This window comes from Lachnoanaerobaculum orale (assembly GCF_003862485.1).
GTDB lineage: Bacteria > Bacillota > Clostridia > Lachnospirales > Lachnospiraceae > Lachnoanaerobaculum > Lachnoanaerobaculum orale.
Genome location: NZ_RRCM01000001.1, coordinates 158,209 through 180,726 on the forward strand (window position 1 = coordinate 158,209; position 22,518 = coordinate 180,726).

Below are 22,518 nucleotides of genomic sequence, written 5' to 3' on the forward strand. Positions count from 1 at the left end.
TATATGAATGAGGAATTTTTATGAAGGTGACACTGGCGGGGACGGAGAGTTTGACAAATTATATTGCGGCATTAAAAGCAAACGATATTGAAGTTATAAATACACTTGATGTAGAAGAGGCTCTAAAATGTGACGGATTACTTTTACCGGGCGGCGGAGATATAGATCCGAAATATTATGGCGAAGAGATGAACGGCTCAGATGAGCCTGACAGAGAGCTTGATAAGGCGCAGTGGGATGTTTTGGATGCTTTTGTAAAGGAAAAAAAGCCTGTATTCGGTATTTGCAGAGGTATGCAGCTTATCAATGTGTACTTTGGAGGGAGTCTTTATCAGGACTTAAAGACAAAAGATGCCCATTCAAGAAAAAACGGAGTTGACAGCGTACACAGTGTGAAAAGTATTGTAGAGGACAATCTGTTTGAAAACCTGTACGGCAAGGAATTTTTTGTAAATTCGGCACATCATCAGGGAGTAAAAAAAATCGGTGAAGGTCTTATATCCGTTTTGGAAGCAAATGACGGAGTTTGTGAAGCTCTGCTTCATAAGGATTTGCCGATAGTGGCGACGCAGTTTCATCCTGAAAGAATGTCATATGAGCAAAGAAGAGATGATACGGTTGTAGGTGAGGGCATATTTGAATATTTCAAATCCCTCTTAAAAGGTTAGGTAGATAATGTATTCATTTAATGAAAGAATAAGATACAGTGAGTTGGGGGAAGACGGAGAGCTGTCATTACTTGGACTTTTGAATTTGTTCCAAGACTGTTCAACATTTCAATCTGAAGATTTGGGACTTGGAATAGAGTACCTGCAGGGCAAGAGAGAAGCCTGGTGGGTCAATTCATGGCAGATAGATATAAGCAGATTGCCGGTTCTCGGACAAAGAGTGGAAGTGGGCACATTTGCATATGCTTTTAAGAGCTTCTACGGCTTTAGAAATTTCTTTCTAAAGGATGAAAACGGTGAGTTTTTGGTTAAGGCGGATTCCATATGGTTTCATTATGATTTGGACAATAAAAGGCCTACAAAACCTACGGATGAGGCGCTTGGTAAGTATCTGGCAGGGAATGATAAACACATGGAAATGACACAAATTGTCAGAAAATTCGATATTCCAAGTGATTATGAGCTTGGTGATGAGATTATTGTCACTAAGAACGACCTGGATACAAATCATCATATGAACAATGCAATATATGTCAGTAAGGCAAGAAACCTTATCGACGAGGATTTTAAAGTAAAAAAAATAGGTGTACAATATAAGAAAGCAGCCGTATTACATGATATAATATTGCCGAGGATAACAAAGGATAAAGATTCTTATATTATAAATTTGGCGGATAAAAACGGTGATACATATGCTGTTGTTAAGTTTGATTATTAAGGGGGAGTTATGGAATTAGGAAAGATACAGAGTCTTAAGGTGGACAGAAAAAAGGATTTCGGTGTGTATCTTACAGACGGAAACGGTGAAGATGTGCTGCTTCCTATGAAAGAGGTTCCTAAAGACTGTGAAGTCGGAAGTGAGATTGAGGTATTTATATACCGTGACAGCAAAGACAGACTTATTGCAACCACAAGGAAGCCTAAGCTTTTGGTAGGCGAGGTTGGCAGACTTTTTGTAAAGTCGACTACAGGAATAGGTGCATTTTTGGATATCGGACTTGAAAGAGATGTGCTTTTGCCTTTTAAGGAGACATTAGGTAAGGTAAAAGAGGGAGACGAGATACTTGTATATCTGTATGAGGATAAGAGTCACAGACTTGCAGCCAGTGCAAAGGTTTATTCTCGTCTGTCGACAAACAGCCCGTACAAAAAAGACGATGAAGTGGTCGGTACAGTATTTGAAATCAAAAAGATGGGTATCTTTGTCGCTGTAGACGATAAGTATAACGGCATGATTCCTCCAAACGAGAACTTTGAAAATGTGAAGCCGGGAGACAGACTTGACCTTAGAGTAATCAGAGTGAGAGAGGACGGCAAGCTTGATCTAAGTCCAAGAAAAAAAGCATATGTACAGCTTGTAAAGGATGCGGATGTTTTATACGGCATAATGGAAAGAAGGGGCGGAAGCTTGGGGTTTGACGAGAGCGTTTCTCCCGACAGAATAAAGGCTGAGCTTGAACTTAGTAAGAACGCCTTTAAGAGGGCTGTCGGTCATCTCTTAAAAGAGGGGAAGATAGAGATAGTTGACGGAGATATCAAAATAAAGTGATGAAATACAGACTGCAGGTTTTCTGCGGTCTTTTTTGAAAGGAGATATATGGCTGTAGTTGACAATGTTATAAGCAAGGCAAGAGAATATATCGGTGTGAGTGAGAATCCGCCTGAGAGCAATAATGTAGTGTTTAATACGGACTACTACGGCAGAGAGGTTTTTGATAACGGCAGTGCCACGTATCCGTGGTGTGTGGTATTTTTGTGGGATATTTTCAGAATGAGCGGCGCCGGGAGTATATTTTGTGACGGTATGAAGACTGCATCGACCGAAGCCGTACTTACCCATTATAAGAATAAGGGGATGTTGTTTTCTACAGGAAAAAGAGGTGATATCGTACTTATTATAACCGATGCGGCAGGAAGGGGCAGAAATGTAAATCATGCCGGATTGGTAACAGCCGTAAACGGTGACGGAACTTATGAAACAATAGAGGGGAATACCGGCAGCGGCAATATTGCAAACGGCGGCATGGTGATGAACAGAACCAGAAGCTTATCAGGCAGAGGCTATAAGATAGTGGGATTTGCAAGACCGAGTTATGAAGGTAAAAGCAGCACCGGTTATAATGAGATACCTATAAGTGCAAAGCTTACCATAGTAGGCGACGGAATAAGGGTAAGAAGCGCACCGAATACATCGGCAGACGTTGTAAAAAATCTTGAAGAGGGTGCCGTTGTAAAGGCTATGGGTAGAATCGCAAGCAGGCACAACCCTTGGTTTCATATAGAAGGCGGGTATATAAGCGGAAACTTTGTAAGCGGATGGGTAAAAGATTACAATGACAACAAAAGATGGTGGTATGTGGAAAAAGATTATAAATATGCCAAGTCACAGTGGAAAAATATAGCCGGTAAAGAATATTGCTTCGGTAAGGACTCATATCTGTTTGTAAACTGCTATATAAAGTCTGCCGTAAACGGAACTTACTATTGGGTGGATGATGACGGAGTGTACCAAAACAGGTATGACACAACAAGCCCAAGCAGGAAGTATAGAATAGTGGAAGATTATAAGAATGAAAATGCATTATAAAAAAGGGGCCTAAGCCCCTCTTTTTTATTCTCCCTGATACATAAACTTTATAAGTCTTTCAACATCCTCTTTATCATGTGCTACAAGGTCAAGCTCCTTTATATAGCCGTTTGAAAAGATATTTGCCATTGAAAGATACTGTGTAAGCTTACTCTTTAAGTTTATTCTGTCGCCTTCAGGTGAAACAAGCTCAACAGTGCCTTTGCACTCATCTACAACCTTAAAAAATGCCTCAACATCTTTGATATTCTGTATCTTCATACATACCTCCAAGTAAATAGTAATATCTTTTACAGTATAGCAAAATAGGTATCCGGAGTAAAGAAGACAATGCAAATGTGGAAAATATAATGCGGTTGTGCTACAATAAGCAAATGCCGTTTATGGGCAAAGTATTTCAGTAATGGAGATAGAAATGCAGATAATAATTGTAGGTTGCGGCAAGGTCGGTTCGACTATTGCCGAACAACTTAGCGCAGAAGGACATGATATAACAATAGTTGATACGGATGAATCGGTCGTACAGGCTCTGGCTACCAGACTTGATATAATGGGTGTGACGGGAAACGGTGCAACACATTCTATTTTGGCGGAAGCAGGAGTGGAAGAGGCTGACCTTTTGATTGCGGTTACAGAGTCCGACGAGCTGAATTTGCTCTGCTGTATGGTAGGAAAGAAGGCAGGTGCGGAACACACAATAGCAAGAGTCAGAAATCCTGAATACAGTCAGGATATCGGATTTATGAAAAAAGAACTGGGTCTTGCAATGACTATAAATCCTGAGTATGCCGCATCTACAGAGATGGCAAGACTTTTAAGATTTCCGTCTGCAATAGAGATAGATACATTCGGAAGAGGCAGAGTGGAGCTTTTGGAGTATAAGATAGAAGATGACAATATATTGGCAGGCAAAAGTCTTATCGATGTAGGTAAGAATATAAAGTCAGATATACTTATATGTGCGGTTGAAAGAGGAGAAGATGTTATCATACCGAACGGAAGCTTCGTACTTAAGAGCGGAGATATTATCAGCGTTGTCGCATCTACAGAGAATGCAAGAGATTTCTTTAAAAAGGTCGGTTGCGGCAGCAATGAAGTAAAGGATACTATGATAGTGGGCGGCGGAACCATTGCTTATTATCTGGCAAACCAGCTTATACCTCTGGGCATAAAGGTAAAGATAATAGAAAAATCACACGAAAGATGTGAAGAACTTTCCGCAATGTTGCCGAATGCGGTAATCATACACGGAGATGCGGCAGATAAGGATGTACTGCTTGAAGAAGGTATTGAGAACTGTTCTTCATTTGTTTCACTTACAGGTATAGATGAGGAAAATGCGTTCCTCTCACTGTATGCAAAGAGCGTTTCAAATGCAAAGATAGTTACCAAGATAAATCGTATCTCATTTGATGATATTATAGAGAAGTTCGACCTTGGAAGTATGATTTATCCTAAGCATATCACTGCGGAGTACATCGTAAGATATGTCAGAGGCTTACAAAACAGTGTAGGAAGCAATAATGTGGAGGCACTGTATAAGATAATACACGGTGAGGCTGAGGCACTTGAGTTTTATATTAAAGAAGATTCAAGTATGACGGATAAAACTCTTGAGGCAATGCCTATAAGAGAAGGAGTGCTTGTTGCAGGTATTATCAGAAACGGTAAGGTAATGATACCGAACGGTAAGTCCGTTTTCCAAAAGAACGATTCGGTTATCGTAATAACAAAGATTACAGGTATGCAGAATTTAGAGGATATATTAAAGTAATGAATTATTCAATTATATTATATATAGTAGGAAAGGTAATGATGTTGGAGGCCACCTGTTTTTTGATACCGGCTGTAACATCAATTATATACGGTGAGCATGAGGGCCTTGCCTACCTGACAGTAGGTGTTGTGGCGGCTGTTATAGGATATTTGATTTCAAGCAAAAAGAAGTTTGAGCATGTATTCTTTGCAAGAGAAGGCTTTGTAATGGTTGCGCTTTCTTGGATAGTACTCAGTGTGGTGGGAGCAATCCCTTTTGTAGTAACAGGTGAGATTCCCAACATGATTGATGCACTTTTTGAGACGGTGTCGGGATTTACCACAACAGGAGCAAGTATACTCGAGGATGTGGAGAGCTTAAGCCATACTTCACTTATCTGGAGAAGCTTTACACACTGGGTAGGCGGTATGGGTGTTATAGTATTATTGCTTGCAATACTTCCGATGGCAGGCGGCTACAATATGCACCTTATGAAGGCGGAGAGCCCGGGTCCCGTAGTAGGAAAGCTTGTACCGAGGCTCAGAGATACCGCAAAGATTCTTTATCTTATTTATCTTGTAATGACCGTTATAGAGTTTGTTATATTGGTAATTATAAAGATGCCTGTATTTGATGCACTCTGTATCACATTCGGTACCGCAGGTACAGGAGGATTCGGAATAAAGGCCGACAGTATAGGCAGCTACTCCTATGCCATACAGGTGGTGGTCACTATATTTATGATACTCTTCGGTGTAAACTTCAATGCTTACTTTGTACTTTTGGGCAAGCACAAGAAAGAAGCGTTTAAGATAGAAGAGGTAAGGTGGTACTTCGGAATTATACTTGCTGCAATTGCGATTATTACAGTGAATATCAGAGGATATTTTGACAATATATTGATAGCGTTAAATCACGCCGCATTTCAGGTCGGATCCATTATCACAACCACAGGATATTCAACCACAGACTTTGACAGATGGCCGCAACTTTCAAGAAATATACTGATATTTCTGATGATGTGCGGTGCCTGTGCCGGAAGTACAGGTGGCGGTCTCAAGGTTTCAAGAATTGTAGTTATGGTAAAATCGGCATTTCAGGAAATCGGATACTACATTCATCCGAGGGGTGTAAAGACTATCAAGATGGACGGTAAGGTACTTGAAAAGCCGGTACTTAACAGTATAAGAGTATTCTTAATTACATATGTGATGATTTATACTATTTCAATGTTTTTACTGTCACTTAATAATTTCGACTTTGAGACCAATTTTACAGCAATAGCGGCGACATTCAACAATATCGGACCGGGACTTGCCAAGGTGGGTCCTATGGCAAACTTCAATATATACTCATATTTTTCAAAACTGGTTTTGACCTTTGATATGCTTGCAGGAAGACTTGAGTTATATCCTATGCTCCTTTTGTTTTGCCCCGGCATATGGAAAATAGGAAAAAGTAAATAATGTAAAAATAAAGCACTTGCAATTTTTTTGCAGGTGCTTTATAATACCTACTAACATAATAGGAAAGAGGAAATAAAGATACAATGATTGAACTGAAAAATATTACAAAGACTTTCAGTGAAGGCAATATATCCGTACATGCAGTCAAAGATGTATCTTTAGTGATTGATAAAGGGGAGATATTCGGCATTATAGGATTTTCCGGAGCAGGAAAATCCACACTTGTCAGATGTATAAATCTTTTGGAAAGGCCTGATGCAGGTAAAGTATTTGTTGACGGAAAGGATTTGACAGCCCTTAAAGCTAGAGATTTAAGAAGTGCAAGGAAAAAAATCGGAATGATCTTTCAGCACTTCAATCTGATGCCGTCCAGAACGGTGGCAGGCAATGTGGAGTATTCGCTTTTCGGAAGCGGGCTTTCAAAGGAAGCAAAGAGAAAAAAGGTTAGAGAACTTCTGTCTTTGGTAGACATAGCCGATAAGGAGAACGCATACCCGAGTCAGTTATCAGGAGGTCAAAAGCAAAGAGTGGCTATAGCAAGAGCGCTTGCAAACGACCCGAAAGTACTTTTATGTGACGAGGCGACATCGGCACTTGATCCGCAGACTACGGCATCCATTTTGGATCTTTTGCAAAGTCTCAACAAAAAGCTGGGACTTACAGTGGTAGTTATCACACATGAGATGGCGGTTGTAAAGCAGATCTGTGACAGAGTGGCTGTAATGGAAGACGGAAATGTTGTGGAAGAGGGAGATGTATTCTCAATCTTTGCAAATCCTAAGCATCAGATTACAAAGGACTTTATAAAGACAACTTCAAACCTTCAAAAGATAGAGGGACTGATAGCTTCAGGTTCGGATGTGGCCAAGTTAAAGCCGGGAGAGGTCATACTTAGACTGAGTTATAAAAAAGCAAATACTTCTGAGGCACTGATTTCTGAAGTGTCAAGAAAGTTTAATATAAATTTGAATATTATCTATGCGGATGTGGAGATAGTAAAAGATGCACCTATAGGCGGAACAGTTGCGATAGTAAGCGGCGAAAAGTCGGATATAGATGCGGCAATCAAATATCTGCAGGATAAGGAAGTAGGAGTGGAGGTGATAAAGGATGAAAGAAATATTGTACATTCTCTTACCAAATGTATCGGCTAAGCCCAATGAGATAATAGATGCGACAGTGCAGACCATAAATATGATGGTACTCTCAGGTGCGATTTCACTTATCTTCGGTCTTATCTTCGGTGTTATAGTGGTGGTTACCTCTCCGAGAGGTATATTAAAAAACGCATTTATCTACAATATTATGGATAAGCTGATAAATGTGTTCAGGTCAATACCCTTTGTAATCTTGCTTGCGGCACTGATACCTTTTACAAGAATGGTGGTAGGAACCGCAATAGGAACAAAGGGTGCCATACTTCCGCTTGTATTCGGTACGGTACCTTTCTTTACAAGACAGATAGAAAGTGCTTTATACGAGGTGGACAAGGGACTTATTGAGGCGGCACAGAGCATGGGTTCATCACCTATAGAGATTATATTCAGAGTATATTTAAGAGAGAGTTTGCCGGGTATTATAAGAGGTGTACAGATTACATTTATTTCACTGCTCGGACTTACCGCTATGGCGGGTGCTATAGGCGGCGGAGGTCTGGGAGACTTTGCGATAAGATACGGACATCAGAGAAATCAAACTGATGTAACATATGCTACAGTAATTATCATACTTATAATGGTAAGCTTGATACAGGGTCTTGGAAACAAGGCGATAAAGAAAACAACACATTAAGGTATCACAGGGTGAAAATACCCTTGTTATATAGAAAAATTCATGGAGGTTATTATATTATGAGAAAATTAAGTAAATTTTTAGCAATCGGCGCAATATTGGCTTTGGGACTTACAGCATGCGGTTCAAGTCAGAAGGCGGATACAACAAGTGCTGCAGGTGAGAGCAGTGCAAGCGAGAGCAAGGGCGCGGAGTCAAAGGCCGACGCTGCAAAGACTGAAGGTAGTACAACAGTAAAGATAGGTGTTGTAGGTGAGAACAATGAGCAGTGGAACCCTGTAATAGAGGCTATGGCAAAAGAGGGTATCACAGTGGAGCTTGTAAAGTTTGCAGACTATTCATTGCCTAACAGAGCGTTAAATGACAAGGAAATTGACTTAAACGCATTCCAGCACAAGGCATATCTTGCAAATGATGTTAAGGACAACGGCTATAAGATTGAGGCTATCGGCGATACAATCATCGCACCTTTAGGAGTATATTCAAAGAAGATTAAAGATCTTTCAGAGCTTAAGGAAGGCGATACAATAGCAATCCCTAACGACGCTACAAACGGCGGCAGAGCTTTGAAGGTACTTGAGAGCGCAGGAGTTATCAAAGTAAATCCTGATGCCGGATATACACCTACACTAAGCGATATTACGGAAAACCCTAAGAACATCAAGTTCACAGAGGTTGAGGCTGCCAATACACCAAGTCTTTTACCTGATGTGGCTGCAGCTGTAATCAACGGAGGTCACGCAGTAGACAACGGTCTTAATCCTAAGACAGATTCTATCTATCTTGAGAAGGTAGAGGACGGAGTAGACAACCCGTATGTAAATGTCATTGTTGCAAGAAGCGAGGACAAGGACAACGAGACTTACAAAAAGATTGTAAAGGCATTCCAAAGTGATGATGTAAAGAAGGTTATAGAGGACACATATAAGGGTGCTTATATACCTGCTTGGAAATAATTTTTAAATAAATATAGATAATTGTAGGCTGTCACATATTTAAAAGTAAAATTTAGATTATGTGACAGCCTTTTTTGTGGCTAAGAAAGGGATAGTTGTGGATAAGCACCCGCTACGGTTCATATATTGTTCATAACTAATTCAAAAACCTTTTACATAAAAAACAAACTTTAGCCACTTTTATTTCCTATAATCTTTTACATAGACAAGAGATAGCTAGTCTATAAATAAAAGATTTTTTTCATAATACTCGAGCCGATACATATCGGCTCTCCTCCCAAAAATACAAGCCGACAGCGATGTCGGCTTTTTATATTGTTGACAACTTAAGTGTAAAAATATAAACTTGCTTGATAGTGTAAAATAATGAGAGGATTATATATGGATCAATTTGCAAGAACTCAGCTTTTGCTGGGTGTGGATGCCATGGAAAGGTTAAAAAAATCAAGAGTGGCGGTATTTGGAGTAGGTGGAGTAGGCGGCTACAGTGTGGAAGCTTTGGCAAGATCCGGAGTGGGAGCCATAGACCTGATAGATGATGACAAAGTGTGTCTGACCAATATAAATCGTCAGATAATAGCGGATGTAAAGACTATAGGAAAGTATAAGGTGGATGTGGCAAAAGACAGGATCCTTGGCATCAATCCGAGGTGCAAGGTGACTACACATCAGTGTTTTTATCTGCCTGAGAATGCAGGGGATTTTGATTTTAATGAATATGACTATGTAATAGATGCTGTGGATACGGTTACCGCAAAGATAAATCTGGTGATGCAGGCAAACGAATGTAATGTACCTGTTATCAGCAGTATGGGTGCAGGCAATAAGCTGGACCCTACCGGCTTTATGGTGAGCGACATATATAAGACAAGTGTCTGTCCGCTTGCAAAGGTAATGAGAAGAGAGCTGAAAAAAAGAAATATAAAAAAGCTCAAGGTGGTTTATTCCAAGGAACAGCCTATAGTTCCGATGGAGGATGAGAGTATAAGTTGCAGATCACACTGTGTATGTCCTCCGGGTGCGGAGAGAAAATGTACTGACAGAAGAGCTATTCCGGGATCGGTTGCCTTTGTGCCGTCTGTGGTAGGGCTTATAATAGCAGGTGAAGTGATAAAAGATTTGACTAAGGATATTGTGAGGGAAGTATGATTGAAACAATTTCAAGGATAAACTCTGCTGTAAACGGGTTCATTTGGGGTGTACCTGCAATGATTGCACTGATGGGTGTAGGTATATATTTGAGCATCAGATTAAAATTTATGCAGTTGACAAAATTTGCATATATAATGAAGACTACAGTCGGCAGAATTTTCAAAAAAAGAAATGTGGCTGACGGAGCGCTTTCACCTTTTCAGGCGGCGACTACCGCACTTGCGGCTACAGTGGGTACGGGAAATATAGCGGGTGTTGCAGGTGCAATATCCATAGGCGGACCGGGAAGTGTATTTTGGATGTGGATTTCGGCAATCTTAGGTATGTGTACAAAGTTTACCGAGGTTACACTTGCGGTATACTTCAGAAAGAAAAACAAGAACGGAGAATTGGTAGGCGGACCTATGTATTACATAAGTAACGGACTGCCGAAAAAGTGGATATTTTTAGCATATGCCTTTGCCACCTTCGGTGTACTTACAGTGTTCGGAACCGGAAATGCGACGCAGGTAAATACCATAACCGCGGCTATCAATGTGGCACTTGAAGGATACGGAATAGTAAAATCGGGCGGAAGCGGAATGATAAACTTAATTATCGGAATAATTGTGACAATACTGGTGGGACTCGTATTACTTGGAGGTATCAAAAGAATAGGTACGGTTACTGAAAAGCTGGTTCCTTTTATGGCGCTTTTATATGTGGTGCTTGCACTGGGAGTTGTATTTTTAAATATAAACAGAGTGCCTGAGGTATTTGGAAGCATCATATACGGAGCGTTCAATCCGAGAGCTGTTACCGGAGGAGTAATAGGAAGCTTCTTTTTAAGTATGAAAAAGGGAGTATCAAGAGGTATATTCTCAAATGAGGCCGGACTTGGTACCGGTCCTATAGCACACGCTTCGGCAGATACAGGTAAGCCTGTAAAGCAGGGATTTTTCGGAGTATTTGAAGTATTTGCGGATACCATTGTTATATGTACACTTACAGCGCTTGTAATACTTTGCTCAGGTGTGAATATTCCTTTCGGTTCTACGGCAGGTGCCGAACTTACTATAAGCGGTTTTATAAAGGCCTACGGACATGGCGTATCGGTATTTACAGCTGTGGCCATGTGCTCGTTTGCCTTCTCGACCATCATAGGATGGGGGCTTTACGGCGCCAGATGTATAGAGTTTTTATTAAGTGAAAAGGTAATAAAGCCTTTTATGGTGGTATATTCACTGATGGCGATAGTGGGAGCGACCATGGACCTCGGATTACTTTGGGATATATCCGATACTTTCAACGGACTTATGGCAATCCCGAACCTTATAGCACTGTTCTTACTTGCAAATGTGGCGATAAAGCTTAAGAATGAGTACTTTGAGGGCGAAGGTAAAGAAAAGTAAAAAGTGCTTGACAATAAAATAAGATTGTGTAAAATATAATCATAAACTATTTAAGGAAAAATCGGAGGGGAAAAGTTATGGCAGTAAAGACAATAACAAGTGCAAATTTTGAAGCTGAAGTTTTGAATGCAAAGGAACCTGTATTGGTAGATGTTTGGGCACCTTGGTGCGGACCTTGTAAGATGCTCTCACCTATAGTTGATGAGGTGGCTGAGGAAGCGGTAGGTTTCTCTGTAGGAAAGGTAAATGCAGATGAGAATCAGGAGCTTGTAAACAGATTCCACATCATGTCAATACCTACACTTCTTGTATTTAAGAACGGTGAGTTGGTAAATAAGTCTGTAGGTCTTATATCAAAGGATGAAGTAAAGGCTTTATTGGGATAATCAAAGATTGTCGGGTTGATGATTAAGAGATTCGATATATAGAAAGAAGTGATATTATGTATGATATAGTAGTGGTCGGTGCCGGTACGGCAGGGCTCTCCGCCGCAATATACGGAGTAAGAGCCGGCAAGTCGGTACTTGTACTTGAAGGTGCTTCTTACGGAGGACAGATAATCAATACTCCCGAGATAGAAAATTATCCTGCTATCAAGAAGACTTCCGGATTTGAGTTTGCTACAGATCTTTTCAATCAGGCAAAGGATTTGGGCGCCGAAGTAAAATACGAAAAGGTAACAGGAATAGGCCTTGAAGGAAATATAAAAAAGGTAAAAACCGATAAGGGAGAGTATGATGCCAAGGCGGTAATACTTGCAACAGGAGCAAAGAACAGACCGCTGGGACTTCCTAATGAGAAAAAGCTTGTAGGTTCAGGTGTTTCTTACTGTGCCACCTGTGACGGAATGTTTTACAGAGGCAAGGTGGTCGCTGTAAACGGAGGCGGTAATACCGCTATAGAAGACGCGACATTCCTTGCAAATGTGGCAAGCAAAGTATATGTAATACACCGCAGAGACGAGTTTCGAGCCGAGGAAGCTGTAGTAGCGGCATTAAAGAAAAAGGACAATGTAGAGTTTGTTCTCAATTCAAATATTGTAGAGATCAAGGAAGAGTCTTTTGCAGTAAGCGGAGTGGTAGTGGAAGATAAGAATACACATGAAAGAAGAGAGATTGCTGTAGACGGTCTGTTTGTGGCAATAGGTCAGGTACCTGACAATACCGCTTTTGCACAGGTTGCAGAACTTGATAAGGCAGGCTATATAGTGGCCGGAGAAGATTGTAAGACAATGACTGAAGGTATATTTGCAGCAGGAGACGGCAGAACCAAGGAAGTGCGTCAGCTGGTAACGGCGGCAGGAGACGGTGCTGTAGCGGGGATTGCGGCGGCAAAGTACTGTGAGGCATTTTAATTATAAATAGGAAAGAGGAAATAAAATGAGCATATATGATTTTAAAGTAAAGAACAATGAAGGTAAGGAAGTAAGCCTTAGCGATTACAAGAATAAGGTTGTTTTAATAATAAATTCAGCAACAGAGTGCGGATTTACACCACAGTATGAGCAGTTACAGAAGTTATATGAGGATTATAAGGACAAGGATTTTGTTATACTTGATTTCCCATGCAACCAGTTCGGACATCAGGCACCGGGAAGTGATGAAGAGATTGCAAAGTTCTGCAGCTCAAGATTCGGTGTAACTTTCCCGCTTTTCTCAAAGATTGAGGTAAACGGTGACGGCGCAAGCGAGGTATTTAAGTACCTTAAGAGCGAAAAGGGATTTGCAGGTTGGGGAGCAGACAACGATATGTCAAAGCTTCTTACAAAGATGCTTAGCGAGGCCGATCCTGATTACGCAAGCAAGCCTGATATCAAGTGGAACTTTACAAAATTCCTTATCGATAAGAACGGAAATGTTGTAAGAAGATTTGAGCCTACTGAAGGTGTTGCGGTAGTTGAAGAGGCTGTTAAAGAATTAGTTTAATTTTAATGACGAAGACATAAGGAGCGTTTATGAAAATAAAGGCTCCTTAAAGTCTTTTAAAAGGAAAGAGGGAATGTAAAAAATGGCAGGTAAGTATGACTCATTAAAACTTGAAAATCAACTTTGTTTTCCGCTATATGCTTGCTCAAAGGAAATCGTAAGGAGATATAAAACATACTTAGACAGATTGGATTTGACATATACACAGTATATTGTAATGATGGTAATGTGGGAAGAAAAAGAACTCAATGTTAAGGAACTCGGTGACAAGCTTTTCCTTGATTCAGGTACTTTGACTCCGGTATTAAAAAAGCTTGAAGCCAAGGGCTATGTAACCAGAGAGCGTTCAAAGATAGATGAGAGAACTCTTATAGTAACTTTGACAGAGAGCGGAAAAGAGCTTAGAGAAAAGGCTGTTGATATTCCGGTAGGAATGAGAGGCTGCCTGAAATTGAGTGATGAAGAGATGGTACAGCTTCGTACAATGCTAAATAAAATTCTAAGCGACATGGGAGATGTGGAATAATTCCACAAACTTCAGGGAGCTACGGAGCGATTACAATGAGTGCAGAAAAAGAATTTTGTGATATATATGATGTGAATAAAAGGCCGACAGGAAAAACTGTAGACAGAGCCGCCATAGCTCTTAATGATGACGAGTACTTTTTGATAGTGTCTGCGGTTTTGGTCAGTGCGGATAAAAAGATACTTATAACAAAGCGTGATAGAAAAAAGCTGTGGTCTCCCGGAATGTGGGAGATACCGGGAGGCGGAGTAAAAGCAGGCGAGTCTTCCTTAGAAGCGATATACAGAGAAATTCTGGAAGAGACCAATGTAAACCTTTTTGGCAGAGACTATAAAATCCTTCAAACTCAAAAGAGAAGAACCGTTGAGGGCAATAAATATTTTGCAGATATCTATTGCTTTGAGATTTCACAAGATGATATAAAAAATATAAAAGGTCAGGAAGGAGAAGTGTCGGACTACAGACTTGCAAGTATAGAGGATATAAAGGAAACAGCAAAAGATAATAAATTTCTTCGCTATGGAGATTTGAAAGATTTTTTCTACAAATGCATAAGTTAGATATATGAAGAGCCATGAGGGAAACCTTGTGGCTTTTGTTGTGGGAGAGAAAAATATATATTGAGGCTCGCAATCAGGAATTTGTTTTATTTAGGGGGTACGTTATTATATCACAAAATATATATGTATGTACCATCTAAATTTACTATAAAAAAAGATTACTTTTTTCATGAAAATAATGTAAAATGTAATTAACAGCTAAGTTTTTGAAAATAAAGTATAAGGTGTACTTTGAAACTTAAGCATAACTGATTTTCATAAGAAAGGAGACCGTATGAAAAAAGGTTTATTTCTTGGAGCAGCGTTGACGATAGGTACATTGGCAATGACAATACCTACATTTGCGGAAAACGGCAGTTGGAAAGAGGATAATAAGGGTTATAAGTATCAGTTTTCCGACGGTACTTTTGCACATTCGTCATGGTTAAGTCTTGATAATAAGTGGTATCACATTGACAGTCTGGGATATATGCAAAAAGGCTGGCTAAAAGACGGTGATGATTGGTACTATCTGGATACCGATAACGGTCAGATGCAGGAAGGTTGGTCAAAGATCAATGATAAATGGTATTATTTTGACCCTATATTAGGCGGCAGAATGGCTGTAAACAGATATGTTGATATAATGAATGAAGAGCATAAAGACTATTATGTGGACTCAAACGGCGTATACAATCCTGAAGGAAAGTCCGGTGCAAAGGTGGACGCAAAAAAGATATCTACACAGGCTTTTGAGAAGAAGGCTGTCGAGCTTATAAACAATGAGAGAGCAAAGTATGGTGTTCCGTCCTTATTTGATGACAGTATGTTTGCAGACAGTGTGCATGTAAGAGCTAAGGAGCTTTCGCAGAGTTATTCACATACAAGACCTGACGGAGACAGTTACCTGTATGCACTGCCGCCGGGACTTGGATATTACGGTGAAGTTATAGCGGTGGGTCAGAGCACACCTGAAGAGGTTGTAAAATACTGGATGAGTTCGGAGGTGAACAGAGCCCAAATACTTGGCAAAGATTATGATTCATTTGGTGTCGGATGCTACATAAAAGACGGTATTATATACTGGGTAGCGGACTTCGGTGCCAGAATGTAAACAGTGATTCCTTACCTATACCCTATACCCGGGTATAGGTTTTTAATTTTTATATACTTTACTTTTTTTATCAAAATTTTAAAATAAATTACTATAAACCTATAGACAAAAAGGGTTTATAGTGCTATTATGTATTGCGTAAAACAAAAACGGATACGGACAGTATCTTGGAGAATGATTATGGATTTTGGATTTATAAAGCAGGTATTTCCGCTGTATGTGCATGCAGCGATACTGACACTTAAGATCGGTATACTCGGAATAATACTTGCAATAGCGGTGGGGCTTTTATGCACACTGATTTTACATAAGAAAATACCGGTGCTTAGGCAATTGGTAAGCATATATATAGAACTTAGCAGAAATACCCCCCTACTTATACAGCTGTTTTTTATATACTACGGTTTACCGAAGCTGGGTATAAGGATAGATGCCTTTATCTGCGGAGTAATCGGACTGGCTTTCCTTGGAGGAAGCTATATGTGCGAAGCTTTCAGAAGCGGAATAGAAACTATAGATAAGATACAGGAGGAGAGTGCACTTAGTCTCGGACTCAGTCACAATCAGGCGCTTTTCTATATACTTCTTCCACAGGCAATTTCAATAAGTACACCTGCATTTGTAGCAAACATCATATTCTTATTGAAAGAGACGTCAGTATTCTCGGCTATAAGCTTGATGGACTTGATGTTCACGGCAAAGGATTTGATCGGAATTTATTACAAGACAGTAGAGAGCCTGGCACTTTTGGTATTTTTCTATCTGATTATATTACTGCCGGTTTCCATACTGGGATCCTATGTAGAAAGGAAGGTGCGTTATGCCGGATTTGGGTCTTAATGTTATATTCAAAGGCAAAAACGCCGTAAGACTTTTGGGAGGAATGGGAGTGGCCCTAAGGATAAGCTTGATAGCGGTGATTATCAGCATACCTTTAGGCATACTGGTAGGAATACTTATGACCTTTAAAAATCCTATACTGAAGGCGGTACTTAGAGTATATCTTGAAATTATAAGAATAATGCCTCAGCTTGTACTTTTGTTTATAGTATTTTTCGGTAGTACAAGAGTGATCGGAGTGGATATATCGGGAGATCTGGCGGCCGTTATAGTATTCAGTCTCTGGGGAATTGCAGAGATGGGAGACTTGGTCAGAGGAGCGATTATAAGTATCCCGAAGCACCAGTACGAAAGCGGTGAGGCGTTGGGACTTAGTAAGAGACAGATATTTGTATACATTATAATACCTCAGACAATAAAGAGACTTGTTCCGCTTTCAATAAACTTGATTACCAGAATGATAAAGACAACATCACTTGTACTTATGATAGGCGTGGTAGAGGTAATAAAGGTGGCGCAGCAGATAATAGAGGCTAACAGAACGGCAAGCCCGAATGCGGCTTTCGGAGTGTATCTGGCGGTATTTTTGATGTACTTCATAGCATGTACGCCTATAAGTATGCTTGCAAGATATCTGGAAAAGCGAAGATAAAGTGACGGAAGGAGAGATTATGCCGGCATTATTGGAAATAAAAAATGTTGTAAAAAACTATGACGGTAAGACACCTGTACTTGAAGGTGTGAGCCTTGAACTGAACAGGGGCGAAGTAATAGTTTTGATTGGACCGAGCGGTTGCGGCAAGTCCACATTGCTTAGATGTATCAACGGTCTTGAGGCCATACAGGGCGGAGAGATTTGCCTTGAAGGCAAGGCTATCGACTACAATAAAAAGGATTTGACCGGACTTAGACAAAAGATAGGTATGGTTTTCCAAAGCTATGAGCTTTTTCCGCATATGACAATACTTGACAATATCATTTTGGCTCCTACAAAGGTTGCCGGAGTGAATAAGGAGAGAGCAAAGAAAGAAGCAATGGAGCTTTTAAATAAGGTAGGACTTGCACATAAGGCAAAGGCTTATCCGAGAGAGCTTTCAGGCGGTCAAAAGCAGAGAGTGGCGATAGTAAGAGCACTTGCAATGCATCCTGAGATTTTGTTGTTTGACGAGGTTACGGCGGCCCTTGACCCTGAGATGGTCAGAGAGGTGCTTGATGTAATGCTTGACCTTGCAAAGCAGGGTTCCACCATGATTATCGTTACTCATGAGATGCAGTTTGCCGAGGCAGTTGCGGACAGAGTATATTTCCTCGATAAGGGAAATATAGTGGAGACCGGAAGGCCGAAGAGCTTTTTTAGTGCTCCTAAGACTGAGAGAGCAAGACAGTTTTTGAATATATTTGAATTTGAGTCTATAAAGGACGAAAAGGAAGAGTATAACATATAATAAAAATTCGGGTATTACCCATAATAATATATATAAGAAAGATTTATCGGAGGATTAAATATGAAGAAAATTAAGTTGATAGGTTTATTAGGTGTTTTGGCGGCAGGTGCATTGGCACTCAGCGCATGCGGTTCATCTGCAAAGACTGCAGATGCAGGCGGAAAGGGCGGCAAAAACAACTTCAGAACACTTGACGAGATAAAGAAGTCGGGTACTATAAATATAGGTGTGTTCTCGGACAAGAATCCGTTCGGATATGTGGATGAGAACGGTGAGTATCAGGGATATGATATTTACTTCGGAAACAGACTCGGCAAGGACCTCGGTGTAAAGATAAACTATGTCAGTACAGAGGCTGCAAACAGAGTTGAATACCTTGAGACAGGTAAAGTTGACCTTATACTTGCAAACTTTACAGTTACACCTGAGAGAGCGGAGGCTGTAGATTTCGCACTTCCATATATGAACGTAGGCCTTGGAGTTATCTCACCTGAGAATAATAAGATAGACAGCCTTGACAACTGGAATCCTAATGATGAGATGATTATTATATCAGGAACAACGGCAGAACCTTACATGATTAAGAATTATCCTAATATCAAGCTTCAAAAGTATGATACATATGCAAATGCCAAGAATGCACTTTTAAACGGAAGCGGTAAAGCATGGGTAAACGACAATACCGAGGTACTTGCATTTGCAAAGAGCAATCCGGGATATGTTGTAGGTATTGATGACCTCGGAGTAAAGGACACTATTGCACCGGCTGTAACAAAGGGCAATACAACATTGCTTGACTGGGTAAACACTGAGATTGAGAATCTCGGAAAAGAGAACTTCTTCCACGAAGACTATGAAGCAACACTTAAAGATACATACGGTGCACAGTATGCGGATACTCTTGTGATAGAGGGCGGAAAGACAAACTAAATAAAATTTCGGCGGTGGCATATGACAGTTAATGAAGTAATGGAGAAGATGATTGTAGCAAGTCACGGAAGCTTCCATGATATAAACCACTTTTTGAAGGTCTGGGCTTACGCAAGGAATATAGGAATGGGTGAGAAGCTGGATGATGAGACTCAAAGGACATTGGAGATGGCAGCTATAGTTCATGATATCTCATGTCCGTCACTTAGAGCAAAGTATGGAAATGCAGACGGCAAAAAGCAGGAGGAAGTGTCATCTCCTATGATAAAGGAGTTTTTTGCAGACACGGATGTAAAGAAAAGTGTAGCGGACAGAATAGATTATATGATAGCACATCACCATACCTACACCGATGTGGACGGTATTGATTTGCAGATACTGCTTGAAGCGGATTTTTTGGTGAATGCTCAGGAAATGAGTATAAAAAAGGACGCAATAGAAGAGATGATGAAGAATGTATTTAAGACTGATACAGGCATCAGATATTTAAAAGAATTATTCTTAATCTAAGGGGCTGTGAAATAAGTCCCCAAAAGAAATAGGACCATTCGCTCATGCGAAAGGTCCTATTTTTGTGGTAAAATTAACTTGGAATGAAAAATTTACCCAATACCTATTGTAATTCAAAACAAGAATATTTTCCACTGTTTCTTTCAGATTGTTTGGATCTGATGGATCCTGTTTTAACATTTGACAGATTGATAGGAGGAATCGATTTAAACAAGTATCTGACGGATATTCCGGAGTACACAACCGGACGACGCAGATATAATCCGGTCAACATGTTAAAGACAGTACTTTTCGGATTTATGACTAGCGGTTACTGCTCTCTGAGAAAACTTGAAGACAACTGCAAAGTTAATATCAGGTTCATTTATCTCATGGATTACCGGACTCCGTCATACAGAACCTTTGGATATTTCATCAATAAAATACTTAAAGATAAGATTGAAAACATTTTTAACGATATCAATCATGCTATCTTTAACGAGGAGCATGTAGATCTGCAACATCTCTACATCGACGGCTCCAAGTTTGAAGCAAACGCAAACAAGTATACCTGGGTATGGAAGAAGGCTACCGAAAAGTTCCGTTACAAGCTTTACGAAAAAATCACTGCGGAGATTGAGGAAATTAATGCAGAAATCGCATGGAGTGGGGTGCAGATCACAACAAACACAGAGTATGTACCGGATTATCTGAATGAAATCGTTGAGCAGCTGGTACTTTTATGGGAACTGGATACAAGTACATTCGTTTAAGGAAGCGGAAAGCGAAAATCCAAAGAACAGCGTCATTATGAACACTTAACTACTTTCTGTCAAAAACTTCAAGAATACATACAAAAAATTGAAATCTGTGGTCCTGACCGAAATAGTTACTCTAAAACAGATAGCTCAGCTACCTTTATGCGTATCAAAACTGATTACATGGGCAATGATCAGCTTCTGCCGGCATATAATGTACAGATTGGTGTAGCAGATGAATATATTGCAGTTGTTGACGTTAACCATTATCGTTCAGATATGGATTGTTTCGTTCCTATGATGGATCACTTCAAACAAACTTATGGATTCTATCCCAAATATCCTGTGGCAGATGCCGGATATGGCTCATACAATAATTATATTTTCTGTGAACAGAACGGAATTGAAAAGTATATGAAATTTCCAATGTTTAAAAAGGAAACTAAGGATCGGAAATATCATGAAGATCCATTTCGTGCAGTTAACTTCAGAATTGATGAACAAGGAGTCATGAGATGTCCTAACGATAAAGCATTCCATTTTTTATGCAGAAAAGGTGTGAGGGGAAATCAGTACGGACGCAAGGAAGAACTGTATGAATGCGAAGACTGTAGCGGATGTCCATATGCAAAGAAATGTAAGAAGACAGATAAGAATCGAACTGTTCGGATCAATCAGGAACTAACTTCCATGCATAAGGAAGTAATAGAAAACCTTGAAAGTATCCACGGTGCGTTATTGAGAATGAATCGTTCGATACAAGCAGAAGGTACTTTCGGAATTATGAAAAGCGACCGTTGGTACAAGAGAATTGTCCGAAGAGGTATTCATTCAGTCAAACTGGAAGTTTTACTCGTGGCGATAGGCCATAATTTATATAAATATCAGAAAAAAAGACAAGAAACAGAACTGCCGCATAGATTTAAAAAAAGAATTTCTATGGGGTAGGGAAAGTGCGCTTTTCTTGCGTATGATTTCAGTCATTTATACACAATAATTACAAAAGGGAGATGCGAAAAAACTCTATAGAGTTTTTTCACACCCCCTTATACTCAGTTTTGTGCCGGAGGGAGCAGCACTACAAGCATCTGCGCAGTCTCCGTTCCGATATTGGTTACGCACTTTTTGCTTCCCGGTGCGATATGTACACTGTCACCTTCTTCAAGTACGGTCTCACTGCCGTCATCACCTTTAAAGAGCATCTTGCCTTTGATGATGTAGTAGATAGATTCGAGAGGATTTGCACCGTACTCTGTGCCGCCGCCTGCAGGAAGGAAATGTGAAAGTCCGCATACAAGCTTTCCGCCGTCTATATCGGCAGGGTCGTGAAGTCTTGTAAGCTTGCACTCCTTATGTCCCGGAGCCTCATATGCATAGTAACCATCTTTTTTTGTAATCTTAAAACCGGCCATTTTTTATCTCCTAATAAATTTATTTTAGTCTGAAACGAACTGAGACTAATTTGTTGTCTTTAATATAGCACTGTGAAAAAATATTAGGAAATACATTTTATTACTTATTGTTATGCATTTTTTATATAACAATCCGCTTACATCTTAGGATAAACGGTCACAACCAATCTGCCTTTTACATATTCTCCCAAGAACACATCATTTATACTGTCTATGCCGTGCTCTTTCAATTTTGATTTAACCCAATCTTTGTCATGTCCTATAATTTCAAGAACATCTTCATTGAGTTTGCCGTTTGATATAAGAGGAAACCTCGGAGCGGAGGATTTCATATCTATAATGGTTAATTTGCCGTTGGTCTCCATAATGGCGGATTTTACATCCTCGGTTGAGTCAAGCCCCTCGGTTCTGATAGTCAACATAAGCTGTTCTGCAGATATGCCGACTTTTGCACAGTTGGCAACATTGACCTTACCGTTTTTTACCAATGTGGTGGGAGTACCTACGACAAGTGACTTTACAAAGTCGATATTGACCATAAGCTTAACTATGATAACAACCAGTGACCATACAAGTATGAATATCAAAAAAGTCAAGATGGATATGGAAGTATTATATATAACACCTCCTATGATACCGCCGAGTACATAGTTTTGAATCTGGTTTAAAGGTGTATTTACAGAAAACTCATATTTGCCGAGAATATGTATCTGTAAAATCATTATTAAAATACCTAAAATAAATTTTATTCCGACTAACAAATATATATTCAT

General features: G+C 39.9%; 25 protein-coding genes and 1 pseudogene. 23 read left to right on the forward strand and 3 right to left on the reverse strand.

All coding sequences use genetic code 11. The annotated features are described in order from the left end of the window. Positions 1-20: 20 nt before the first annotated feature. Genes EHW90_RS00830 through EHW90_RS00845 form a run of 4 tightly spaced genes read left to right on the forward strand, consistent with a single transcriptional unit; the run spans position 21 to position 3,255 of the window. Positions 21-668 carry a gamma-glutamyl-gamma-aminobutyrate hydrolase family protein gene (locus tag EHW90_RS00830; RefSeq protein ID WP_124950469.1) on the forward strand — a complete coding sequence of 216 codons (648 nt, stop codon included), beginning with the start codon at positions 21-23 and terminating at the stop codon, positions 666-668. Positions 669-675: 7 nt separating this feature from the next. Further along, positions 676-1,386, forward strand: a complete 711-nt coding sequence (locus EHW90_RS00835; protein WP_124950471.1) for an acyl-[acyl-carrier-protein] thioesterase — start codon at positions 676-678, stop codon at positions 1,384-1,386. A 9-nt stretch (positions 1,387-1,395) separates the two neighbouring features. Next, positions 1,396-2,217: a CvfB family protein gene (locus EHW90_RS00840; RefSeq protein ID WP_124950473.1), complete on the forward strand. Its 822-nt coding sequence runs from the start codon at positions 1,396-1,398 to the stop codon at positions 2,215-2,217. A gap of 48 nt (positions 2,218-2,265) precedes the next feature. Continuing rightward, positions 2,266-3,255: an SH3 domain-containing protein gene (locus EHW90_RS00845; RefSeq protein ID WP_124950475.1), complete on the forward strand. Its 990-nt coding sequence runs from the start codon at positions 2,266-2,268 to the stop codon at positions 3,253-3,255. 24 nt (positions 3,256-3,279) lie between these two features. Here EHW90_RS00845 and EHW90_RS00850 read toward each other — a convergent pair whose 3' ends face one another. Then, positions 3,280-3,516 (reverse strand): hypothetical protein, encoded by a 237-nt coding sequence (locus EHW90_RS00850; RefSeq protein WP_009446958.1) that lies wholly within the window; start codon positions 3,514-3,516, stop codon positions 3,280-3,282. A gap of 154 nt (positions 3,517-3,670) precedes the next feature. Between EHW90_RS00850 and trkA the strand changes: the two genes are divergently transcribed. From trkA to EHW90_RS13920, 19 genes and pseudogenes are all read left to right on the forward strand, one after another. Beyond that, a complete protein-coding gene (gene trkA, locus EHW90_RS00855) occupies positions 3,671-5,029 on the forward strand; it encodes a Trk system potassium transporter TrkA (RefSeq protein WP_040458318.1) in 1,359 nt (452 codons plus the stop codon). Next, positions 5,029-6,477 carry a TrkH family potassium uptake protein gene (locus EHW90_RS00860; protein ID WP_124950477.1) on the forward strand — a complete coding sequence of 483 codons (1,449 nt, stop codon included), beginning with the start codon at positions 5,029-5,031 and terminating at the stop codon, positions 6,475-6,477. The genes trkA and EHW90_RS00860 overlap by 1 nt, the downstream gene beginning before the upstream one ends. An 83-nt stretch (positions 6,478-6,560) precedes the next feature. Beyond that, positions 6,561-7,631: a methionine ABC transporter ATP-binding protein gene (locus tag EHW90_RS00865; RefSeq protein ID WP_124950479.1), complete on the forward strand. Its 1,071-nt coding sequence runs from the start codon at positions 6,561-6,563 to the stop codon at positions 7,629-7,631. Beyond that, entirely contained in the window at positions 7,588-8,268 is a 681-nt protein-coding gene (locus EHW90_RS00870; RefSeq protein WP_124950481.1) for a methionine ABC transporter permease, read from the forward strand. The genes EHW90_RS00865 and EHW90_RS00870 overlap by 44 nt, the downstream gene beginning before the upstream one ends. Before the next feature lie 59 nt (positions 8,269-8,327). Further along, positions 8,328-9,224 carry a MetQ/NlpA family ABC transporter substrate-binding protein gene (locus tag EHW90_RS00875; protein ID WP_124950483.1) on the forward strand — a complete coding sequence of 299 codons (897 nt, stop codon included), beginning with the start codon at positions 8,328-8,330 and terminating at the stop codon, positions 9,222-9,224. A 381-nt stretch (positions 9,225-9,605) separates the two neighbouring features. Then, the gene (locus tag EHW90_RS00880; protein WP_124950485.1) at positions 9,606-10,373 is read left to right on the forward strand and encodes a tRNA threonylcarbamoyladenosine dehydratase; all 768 of its coding nucleotides are present in this window, start codon (positions 9,606-9,608) and stop codon (positions 10,371-10,373) included. Next, entirely contained in the window at positions 10,370-11,767 is a 1,398-nt protein-coding gene (locus EHW90_RS00885) for an alanine/glycine:cation symporter family protein (RefSeq protein ID WP_124950487.1), read from the forward strand. Before EHW90_RS00880 ends, EHW90_RS00885 begins: the two co-directional genes overlap by 4 nt. A gap of 77 nt (positions 11,768-11,844) precedes the next feature. Then, positions 11,845-12,153 carry a thioredoxin gene (gene trxA / locus EHW90_RS00890; protein WP_008752536.1) on the forward strand — a complete coding sequence of 103 codons (309 nt, stop codon included), beginning with the start codon at positions 11,845-11,847 and terminating at the stop codon, positions 12,151-12,153. Between the two features lie 56 nt (positions 12,154-12,209). Beyond that, on the forward strand, positions 12,210-13,121 hold the full coding sequence (locus EHW90_RS00895; RefSeq protein WP_124950489.1) for an NAD(P)/FAD-dependent oxidoreductase: 912 nt from the start codon (positions 12,210-12,212) through the stop codon (positions 13,119-13,121). Between the two features lie 25 nt (positions 13,122-13,146). Then, positions 13,147-13,692 carry a glutathione peroxidase gene (locus tag EHW90_RS00900; RefSeq protein ID WP_060931092.1) on the forward strand — a complete coding sequence of 182 codons (546 nt, stop codon included), beginning with the start codon at positions 13,147-13,149 and terminating at the stop codon, positions 13,690-13,692. Positions 13,693-13,774: 82 nt separating this feature from the next. After that, positions 13,775-14,218, forward strand: a complete 444-nt coding sequence (locus EHW90_RS00905; RefSeq protein WP_060931091.1) for a MarR family winged helix-turn-helix transcriptional regulator — start codon at positions 13,775-13,777, stop codon at positions 14,216-14,218. A 35-nt stretch (positions 14,219-14,253) separates the two neighbouring features. Beyond that, positions 14,254-14,778, forward strand: a complete 525-nt coding sequence (locus EHW90_RS00910; RefSeq protein ID WP_124950491.1) for an NUDIX hydrolase — start codon at positions 14,254-14,256, stop codon at positions 14,776-14,778. Between the two features lie 274 nt (positions 14,779-15,052). Continuing rightward, positions 15,053-15,871, forward strand: coding sequence for a CAP domain-containing protein (locus tag EHW90_RS00915; protein WP_124950493.1), 819 nt, complete (start codon positions 15,053-15,055; stop codon positions 15,869-15,871). Positions 15,872-16,051: 180 nt separating this feature from the next. Beyond that, entirely contained in the window at positions 16,052-16,711 is a 660-nt protein-coding gene (locus EHW90_RS00920; RefSeq protein ID WP_040457886.1) for an amino acid ABC transporter permease, read from the forward strand. Further along, positions 16,692-17,363 carry an amino acid ABC transporter permease gene (locus EHW90_RS00925; RefSeq protein WP_124950495.1) on the forward strand — a complete coding sequence of 224 codons (672 nt, stop codon included), beginning with the start codon at positions 16,692-16,694 and terminating at the stop codon, positions 17,361-17,363. The genes EHW90_RS00920 and EHW90_RS00925 overlap by 20 nt, the downstream gene beginning before the upstream one ends. Before the next feature lie 19 nt (positions 17,364-17,382). Continuing rightward, complete coding sequence (locus EHW90_RS00930) at positions 17,383-18,156, forward strand: amino acid ABC transporter ATP-binding protein (RefSeq protein ID WP_060931087.1); 774 nt, start codon at positions 17,383-17,385, stop codon at positions 18,154-18,156. Between the two features lie 60 nt (positions 18,157-18,216). Continuing rightward, positions 18,217-19,086 carry a transporter substrate-binding domain-containing protein gene (locus tag EHW90_RS00935; RefSeq protein WP_124950497.1) on the forward strand — a complete coding sequence of 290 codons (870 nt, stop codon included), beginning with the start codon at positions 18,217-18,219 and terminating at the stop codon, positions 19,084-19,086. A 21-nt stretch (positions 19,087-19,107) separates the two neighbouring features. Continuing rightward, positions 19,108-19,596 carry an HD domain-containing protein gene (locus EHW90_RS00940; protein WP_124950499.1) on the forward strand — a complete coding sequence of 163 codons (489 nt, stop codon included), beginning with the start codon at positions 19,108-19,110 and terminating at the stop codon, positions 19,594-19,596. A gap of 83 nt (positions 19,597-19,679) precedes the next feature. Then, positions 19,680-21,253: pseudogene (locus EHW90_RS13920) on the forward strand (IS1182 family transposase). A 132-nt stretch (positions 21,254-21,385) separates the two neighbouring features. Here the strand turns inward: EHW90_RS13920 and EHW90_RS00950 are convergent. Both EHW90_RS00950 and EHW90_RS00955 read right to left on the reverse strand, forming a co-directional pair. Continuing rightward, entirely contained in the window at positions 21,386-21,745 is a 360-nt protein-coding gene (locus EHW90_RS00950) for a cupin domain-containing protein (protein WP_124950501.1), read from the reverse strand. A gap of 137 nt (positions 21,746-21,882) precedes the next feature. Further along, positions 21,883-22,518, reverse strand: coding sequence for a DUF421 domain-containing protein (locus EHW90_RS00955; protein ID WP_124950503.1), 636 nt, complete (start codon positions 22,516-22,518; stop codon positions 21,883-21,885).